Source organism: Roseateles sp., assembly GCF_049240545.1.
Taxonomy (GTDB): Bacteria; Pseudomonadota; Gammaproteobacteria; order Burkholderiales; family Burkholderiaceae_C; genus Paucibacter_A.
Genome location: NZ_JBMLSK010000143.1, coordinates 1 through 1,765, shown reverse-complemented (window position 1 = coordinate 1,765; position 1,765 = coordinate 1). Strand labels below are relative to the sequence as shown.

The window sequence follows — 1,765 nt, the reverse complement described above, 5'->3', positions numbered from 1 at the left end:
CCAGGACGCTGCAGCCTTTGGACGGGAACTTGACGTCTGGGTCGCGCAGGTCCAGAGAGAAGTGCTGCCCCGCTTCCCGGGCGAGGCGATGGGGCTGTTCGCAGCATTCCTGGAGCTCGACCGCGTGGTGTTCGAGGGGGTCGATGACGATGGCGGGTACGTCGGTGGGGCCTTCGATCTCGCATGCCGGCTCTGGTTGACAGCCGCAGTGGTCGCCGGTTTGTCGGGGGATGAGATCGCCAGCGGTGCATCGGCCATGCTGCCTGCTGACAACTGCGGCGCTCGGTCCGGGCTCAACGGGGCCATTGCCCGCTGAGGCAGCTCGCCTCAGCCGGAGGCCCGAAGTCGAGAATACAGAAGGGAGAGAACGAAGAGCCAATAGCGATACTGCCCGGCTCGCCGTGCTGATCGATGCGGACAAAGCATCAGCCAGCGTCGTGAAGGAGCTGCTTGAGGAAGTGGCCAAGCAAGGCACAGCCACCGTCAAGCGCGCCTACGCTGACTGGACAACACCCAATCTCGTTGGCTGGAAAGAGCATCTTCATCGCCACGCGATCCAGCCCATGCAGCAGTTCGCCTTCACCAAGGGCAAGAACTCGACCGACTCGGCGTTCATCATCGACGCGATGGACCTGTTGTACGCAGGCAACCTGAATGCCTTCTGCCTCGTATCGAGCGACAGCGACTTCACCCGTTTGGCCACCCGCATGCGCGAGGCAGGCAAGATCGTCTGTGTGGCGGCCGACACTTATCTTGAGCGCCGCATTGACTCATCGGAATCGCGTCCGGTGCTGACCTGTTGCCTCACGTCGCTTGTTACCCGTCGGATGGGCCGGCGGGGGCAGCGCATCTTGCAGGTGAGCGCGGCGACCATCGATCGCGTGCTGGCCGCAGCGCGGGCGCACATCGGCGGACAACGCAAGCGCCGCAAGGGCGTGGGCTCGGCGATCCGCCGAAGCATCCCGGTGCGCACCTTCGCCGACTGGCTCGATCCGCCGCCCGGGTTCTTCGAGATCGACATGGTCGAGCACTGTGGCGGCGACTGGTCGGCTATGGCCGCCTGAGCGGGACCGTAGCCACGAAGGCCCCGGCGCAGTTGTACGCGTCATCACACCTGTACATCAACTTCTTCCAGCCCTCGTTCAAGCTGCAGTCCAAGACGCGAGACGGCGCGCGCGTGCACAAGGTCTGCTTCACGCCGGCGACGCCGTGTGATCGGCTTCCGGCCCACAGCAGCGTGGGGCCGGCGATCAGACAGCGGCTGACAGCTCCATTCATGGGCCTCGGCCCGGTGCGGCTGTTGCAGGAAATTCGGCTTTCTCAGCAGACGCTGAGCGACTTGGCGGCCCACGGCGTGAGTGAGGATGTGGCGGCGGGCACACCAGCGATCGCGGACTTCGTTGCCAGCAAGGCACAACCGAGAACCTTGCAGCGCCAGGTCAAAGCGTGGCGCGCCGAGCGAGCGCAGGACAAGATTCTGGGTCGCCTGCGTGTGCCTGATGCGATGCCGGTTGAAGTCTGAAACGGCAGCGCAAAAAAATCGGCGCCGAGGGGGCCGGGCGCTTCGCGCCCGGCAGGCCATGGACATGTGGACGATGCGCCTGCGGCGACCGGCGGCGCACCGGTGGCGCCCGTGGACAACGCGCCGCTTCGCGGCTGCGTTGCCCACCGCCGCCACCTTCGACCACTGCCCACAGCCTTCGATCATTGAACCTGAAAACGGCAGTTGGATGCATGTGCCAGCGCTGCTGTTGGGGCGCCAGGC

General features: G+C 65.4%; 3 protein-coding genes. All 3 read left to right on the top strand.

Annotated elements, in window-relative coordinates; genetic code table 11:
• Nucleotides 1–316, top strand: a 316-nt coding sequence (locus ACOVRJ_RS09355) for a hypothetical protein (RefSeq protein WP_422043587.1), incomplete at its 5' end; no start/stop codon positions are given.
• 85 nt (nucleotides 317–401) lie between these two features.
• Entirely contained in the window at nucleotides 402–1,064 is a 663-nt protein-coding gene (locus tag ACOVRJ_RS09350) for an NYN domain-containing protein (RefSeq protein WP_422043586.1), read from the top strand.
• 32 nt (nucleotides 1,065–1,096) lie between these two features.
• Nucleotides 1,097–1,522 (top strand): hypothetical protein, encoded by a 426-nt coding sequence (locus tag ACOVRJ_RS09345; protein WP_422043585.1) that lies wholly within the window; start codon nucleotides 1,097–1,099, stop codon nucleotides 1,520–1,522.
• The last annotated feature ends 243 nt before the right edge of the window (nucleotides 1,523–1,765 follow it).